The 5,476-nt window shown below is 63.5% G+C and carries 6 protein-coding genes; all 6 read right to left on the minus strand.

The genetic code is table 11. The features are described from left to right. Positions 1 to 335: 335 nt before the first annotated feature. The gene (locus ACJRW5_RS24780) at positions 336 to 1,040 is read right to left on the minus strand and encodes an IclR family transcriptional regulator (RefSeq protein ID WP_484573125.1); all 705 of its coding nucleotides are present in this window, start codon (positions 1,038 to 1,040) and stop codon (positions 336 to 338) included. A gap of 148 nt (positions 1,041 to 1,188) precedes the next feature. Further along, entirely contained in the window at positions 1,189 to 2,127 is a 939-nt protein-coding gene (locus ACJRW5_RS24785; RefSeq protein WP_484573126.1) for an SMP-30/gluconolactonase/LRE family protein, read from the minus strand. 4 nt (positions 2,128 to 2,131) lie between these two features. After that, positions 2,132 to 3,430: a TRAP transporter large permease gene (locus ACJRW5_RS24790; RefSeq protein ID WP_484573127.1), complete on the minus strand. Its 1,299-nt coding sequence runs from the start codon at positions 3,428 to 3,430 to the stop codon at positions 2,132 to 2,134. Further along, on the minus strand, positions 3,427 to 3,948 hold the full coding sequence (locus ACJRW5_RS24795) for a TRAP transporter small permease (protein WP_484573128.1): 522 nt from the start codon (positions 3,946 to 3,948) through the stop codon (positions 3,427 to 3,429). The genes ACJRW5_RS24790 and ACJRW5_RS24795 overlap by 4 nt, the downstream gene beginning before the upstream one ends. Positions 3,949 to 3,963: 15 nt before the next feature. Next, positions 3,964 to 4,950, minus strand: coding sequence for a TRAP transporter substrate-binding protein DctP (gene dctP / locus ACJRW5_RS24800; protein WP_484573129.1), 987 nt, complete (start codon positions 4,948 to 4,950; stop codon positions 3,964 to 3,966). 279 nt (positions 4,951 to 5,229) lie between these two features. Beyond that, on the minus strand, positions 5,230 to 5,476 hold a 247-nt coding region (locus tag ACJRW5_RS24805; protein WP_484573130.1), incomplete at its 5' end, for an NAD(P)-dependent oxidoreductase.

A 5,476-nucleotide genomic window follows, 5' to 3' on the forward strand; every position in this document is an offset into this window, starting at 1 on the left:
GCGCCGGACCTGTGACCAGGATGCTTCGATTCATGGTGCGTACCTTGTTCTTTTATGTTCACCAACGGCAGGGCTGGCCCGACCGGAAACTGGGCGCAGACTAACATAAAGAAATGGCATTTCAATAATTGCATTTCGCAACCAGACGACCTACACAGCCTCCCCTGCTATAGGAGCCACTCAAAGCGCGAATTGATTGGGCTTTAGATCAGAACCTATCACCCTTCGATGCAGAATCGCTCAAGAAGCGCGATGTAGTCATTTGGAATTAAATAAAATGACATTCCAAAAAATAACGACTTGGTATCCGACTCGTGGCAGACAACAGCGCTCGCTCAGCCCCAGCCAAACTCGGCCTTGCAGCCAAGACTGCGTGACAGAGTAGAAGCGGCCTTGCAGAAGGATTCATGCAGAATTCCGGCACGCTCAGCAGTCAGCCGGCTGGCTGGACCGGAGATCATCAGCGCGCCGACCATCTCGTCACCGGCACCAAAAATCGGCAACGCCATGGCCGCTGCATGCGGATCTGTAACGCCACTCGAGTAAAACGGTTCGCCAAGGGTGCATGCCTTCTCGAGACTGGTACGCAGCGCCTGGGCGCCAGCGGCGTTGTCCATTGGCCGCATATCGCCGGGCTGCAGGTGTAGGCGCAGCCGATGCGGTGAGTTGACCCGATACTGGCACAGGCGATAGGCGCCATGACGCACGTAGAGCGAGGCGGTTTCCCCGGTATCGTCGGTGAGCGATTGCAGCACCGGCATGACGTGGCGCTCCAGGTCGAGGGCATCCTGATAGACCGCATTCAGGCGCATGACTTCGCTGGCCAGTTGGTAGCGCCCGTCAGCCATACGATTGATCAGGCCAAAGGTCTCCAGCGAGACCGTCAGGCGCATGATGGTGCTCTTGTTCAAACCGGTTCGCTCGGCCAGTTCGACCAGCCCCAACGAAACATCACCCACCTGAAATGCCGTCAGCACGGTCAGAACGCGGTCAGCAGAAGCAACGCCACTGACAGCCGGACGAGGGCGTGTTTTGATCATTGAAATATTCCCCATCGATAAACGATTCATCGGTTTTACCGAGCATTATCGAGCCCCGGCAACCCAATGCGCCAGCCTGACGGCACCTCGCTCATAAAAGAGGGAAGCGCCACCAGGCAGCTTGACCACGCTGATCGATGCGCGACAGCTAACGCACGCCCCAGCCCGATGCCATGGGGTTGCCGGCCACCGGCAGCTCGGCGCGCAGGATCGAGCCGGAGTCGGACTCGGTGATGTACAGGGTGCGCCCGTCCGGGCCGCCGAAGGCGCAGTTGGTGGTGCCCAGGCCTTTGGGCGAACGCACCACGGCAATCGGCACGCCCAGCGCATCGTGCACCCAGACCAGGCCCATACCGGTCTGGCACACCACCACGCCGTTGTCGCGGGTCAGCGCCAGGCCATCGGGACCGGCGCGGCCGCCGGAGAACTGCAGGAACAACCCGGCCTTGACCACGCGCTGGCTCTGCGACAGCGGCAGACGCCAGACCGCATTGGCGCGGGTCACCGCCACGTACAGGGTGTGGCCGCTGGTATCCAGCACCAGGCCGTTGGGGCTCGGCACCTTGTCGATCAGGCAGTCGAGCCGGCCAGTATCGGGAAACCAGCGGTAGACGCGGCCCGTCGGGTCCTGCAGGCCGGTCTGGCCCTGATCGGTGAAGTACAGCGCGCCGTCGGGGCCGAAGTGCAGGTCGTTGCAGCCCTTGAAGCCTTCGGTGTCGGCATCGCCGAGGGCGGTCTCGACCTTACCGCTGGCCGGGTCGAGGGTCATGATGCCGTTGCGGAAGTCGGCGATGAAGATGCGCCCCTGGGCGTCGATCTTCAGGCCGTTGGGCTGGCCGTCGTATTCGGCCATCAGCTCCACCTCACCCTGCGGCGAGGCGCGGAAGATGCGCCCGAAGGGGATGTCGACGAACCACAGGTTGCCCTGCAGATCGAACGACGGACCTTCGATGAAGCTGTCCACCGGTGAGCCGCGACGGTTCTTGTCGGCCCAGTAGGAGCGCGCACCGGGGCGGCGCAGCGCAGCCGGCAGGCTGGTGAAGACTTCGGCCTCGATCAGCAGCGGATCAGGATGGGGAAACGCCATGCTATCAACCTCCAGCGGTCATGTTGGGGAGCCACAGGGCAATATCGGGCAACGCGATAAGCAGCAGCAGGAAGGCCAGGATGATGCCGAAGAACGGCAACACGCCCATCACCACGTCTTCGACCTTGGTGTCTTTGTCCGAACCGGCGACCACGAACAGGATCACCCCCAGCGGCGGCGTCAGTTGACCCAGCTCCACCAGCACGACGACGAAGATGCCGAACCAGATCGGGTCCACGCCCATGGCCATCAGCGTCGGGAAGATCACCGGAACGATGATGGCAATCATGCCCAGGCCTTCCATGAAGCAGCCGAGGATGGCGAACACCACCATCAGGATCAGCAGCAGGCCGAGCTTGGACAGCCCGGCATGCGATACCCAGTCGACCATCTGCTCACCCACGCCGGACAGCGCGGTGGCATAGGCGAAGATCATCGAGATGAACACGATGAACAGCACGTTGCCGCTCATCAGCAGGGTGCGCGACATGGCCGAGCGCAGCATGCTCAGGTTGAGCTTGCCGTACAGCGCGGAGATCAGCATCGCCCCGACCACGCCCAGCGCACCGGCTTCGGTCGGCGTGGCCAGACCGCTGTAGATGCTGCCGAGAATCATGGTGATCAGCAGGGCGAAGGGGAACACGTCGCCCAGCGCCAGCAGGTAGTCACGCAGCGAACGCTGTTGCGTGTCGCGCGGTACCAGGTCCTTGTTGAGCAGCGCACGGACGATGATGAACAGGCTGTAGCAGGCGCCAAGCAGGATGCCCGGCAGCAGGCCGGCAGCAAACAGCTTGGCGATCGAGGTTTCGGTGAAGGTGGCGTAGATGATCATGGTGATCGACGGCGGGATGAGAATCCCCAGAGTGCCGCCGGCCGCCAGCGAACCGGCCACCAGACGCCGGTTGTAACCGCGCGCGGAGAGCGCCGGCAGGGCCACGGTGGACATCGCCGCAGCGGTCGGCGCACTGCCGCCAGCGACGGCCGCGAACACGCCGCTACCGACAATATTGGTGTGCAGCAGGCCACCGGGCAGGCGCTTCACGAACGGCGCGATGCCGTTGTACAGACGCCCGCTGAGGCCGCTGGCAAGAAGAATCTCGGCCATCAGGATGAACAGCGGAATGGCCGCCAGGGTAAAGCTGTTGGCCGAGCCCCAGCTGACCAGGCCGAGCGCCTTCCAGCCGGCGACGCCCTTGAACAGGAACAGGTACAGCAGTGCCGCGGCACCGACCGCGAACTGCACCCACAGGCCGCCGATGATCAGCACCAGCAGGACGATAAAAGCGATGGCAGCATCCATCATTCAGCCCTCTTGGCGCGCAGCGTGACGATCAGGTGTTCGATGATGAAGATGGCGATCATCGACAGGCCCAGCGGCACCAGCAGCTGCGGAATCCACAGCGGCGTCATCAGCGTGGTGGGCGCGACGTTGCCGCGCGCATAGGAGCTCATCACCAGCTTGGCGGTCTGCCAGATCAGCACCCCGCAGACGCCCAGCGAGATCAGCTGGAACAGCACATTGAAGGCCCGCTGCAGGCCGGCCGGCAGCGCGTGCAGGACAAAACCGACCTGGAACAGGCTGTTGCTGCGCAGGCTGAGGCTGGCACCGAACAGGGTGAGGCCGACGACGAGATAACCCGCCAGTTCTTCCACGACCTTCAACGAGTGGCTGAAGAAGGAGCGCGAAACGATCTCCGCGCACACCATCACGACCAGCGCAATCAGCGCCAGGCCGGTGGCCCAGCGCACCAGCGCGGCCACCCCGTCGAATACGCGGCCCGCCGAAACCGGCTGGCCCGCATGCAGATCTACTTCGCTCATCGTCGGCTCCGGGTCTTACTTACCGAGGGCTTGCAGGACTTCGCCGAGTACCTTTTCGTACTCCGGACCCGCGCCTTTCGCCCATTCACGCCAGAACGGCGCCAGTTTTGCCTGAGCGGCGGCGATGGTCGCGGCATCCACCTCGGCTATCTTCATGCCGCTCTTGGCCTGGCTCTGCTTCTGCACTTCTTCGTCTTCGATGAAGCCCTGATCGATCTTGCCGATCTCGTCGCTGACGATGGCATCGAGCTTGGCGCGAGTGTCGTCGGACAGGTCCTCGTAGGAGTCCTGGTTGGCGATCAGCGCGCTGAAGGCGTAGTTGACCGGCAGACGGTAGTTGTTCGGCAGGAACTCGTGCCAGTTCTTCGCGCCACCGGCGCTGGCGGTCAGCACGCCGTCGATCACGCCGCGCTCCAGCGCGCTGGGCACGTCGGTGCCGGTCAGGGTGATGGCCGAGCCGCCGAAGGCTTCGACGAAGGCGCCCTGCTCCGGCGAGGTGACGCGGATCTTGCGCCCGGCCAGGTCATTCAGGCTGTGCAGCTCGAAGCGGGTGAACAGGGTCTGCTGCGGGTAGCGGTAGCTGCCCAGGTAGGTCACGCCCTGTTTGGCGAAGCCTTCCTTGAGGTAGGGCTCCATGACCTTGTAAGCCTTGTCCCACTCCTCGGGATTGTTGATCAGCATCGGCAGGTTGAGGATGCGCGCGATCTGCACGTTGCCGGAGAAGAACAGGTCGGCGGCGAAATCGACGATGCCGTCACCGGCGGCCTGGGTGATGTCGGTGGAGGAAATCTGCAGGGTCTTGCCCAGGTGCAGGGTGATCTTCAGGTCACCACCGGTGTCCTGCTCGATACGCTGGGAGATCCGCTCCATACCCTGCACGGCGGCAGTGGTGGAGACGGCGGAATAGGTGTAGCCCGTCCAGGTGGCGGCATGGGCGATACCGGTGGCGGCGCTACCGATCAGCAGCAGGCTGGAAAGCAGATAGTTCTTGGCGAATCCCATGATCAGTTCCTCGTGACAACGTCTGTATGGCCGGTGGCCTTGCGCGTTGGCGGGGCATTGCGCGGACGCGCGCCCCCGGTTACCGCGAAAAGCCGTCTTGTTGCAATCGAACGGGCGTCAGCGTCCTGCGGCGAAGGCACGCGCCAGGCGGCTTCGCTGCGAGGATGAGGGGTGAGCGACGGGCAGTGCCCGACGCAGGAAAGATGGCGATCTGGACATGTAGTTTTCCTTTGTTGTTCTTGTCGATAGCGGGCGCCAGGTATGGCGCCCGGACTTGACTCAGGTGCCTGGCAACAGGTGGCGGTTGACCACGCAACGTGGCTCCAGTGCCTCACCAGCCCATTGCGCGACGATCTGCTGCACCGCCAGCAGGCCCACGCGGTCCTGCGATTCCTGGGTGTTGGCGCCCACGTGCGGAGTAGCCACCAGGTTGCCCAGCGACCACAGCTCACTGTCAGCAGCCGGCGGCTCCTGCTCGAAGGTGTCCAGACCGGCGCCGCCGATATCACCGGCACGCAGGGCGGCG

This window comes from Pseudomonas pichavaramensis, assembly GCF_050473265.1.
Classification (GTDB): domain Bacteria; phylum Pseudomonadota; class Gammaproteobacteria; order Pseudomonadales; family Pseudomonadaceae; genus Aquipseudomonas.

Coding starts and splice junctions, on each gene's coding strand:
- ACJRW5_RS24780 (WP_484573125.1), bottom strand. CDS start 1,040: ATGATCAAAACACGCCCTCGTCCGGCTGTCAGTGGCGTTGCTTCTGCT.
- ACJRW5_RS24785 (WP_484573126.1), bottom strand. CDS start 2,127: ATGGCGTTTCCCCATCCTGATCCGCTGCTGATCGAGGCCGAAGTCTTC.
- ACJRW5_RS24790 (WP_484573127.1), bottom strand. CDS start 3,430: ATGATGGATGCTGCCATCGCTTTTATCGTCCTGCTGGTGCTGATCATC.
- ACJRW5_RS24795 (WP_484573128.1), bottom strand. CDS start 3,948: ATGAGCGAAGTAGATCTGCATGCGGGCCAGCCGGTTTCGGCGGGCCGC.
- dctP (WP_484573129.1), bottom strand. CDS start 4,950: ATGGGATTCGCCAAGAACTATCTGCTTTCCAGCCTGCTGCTGATCGGT.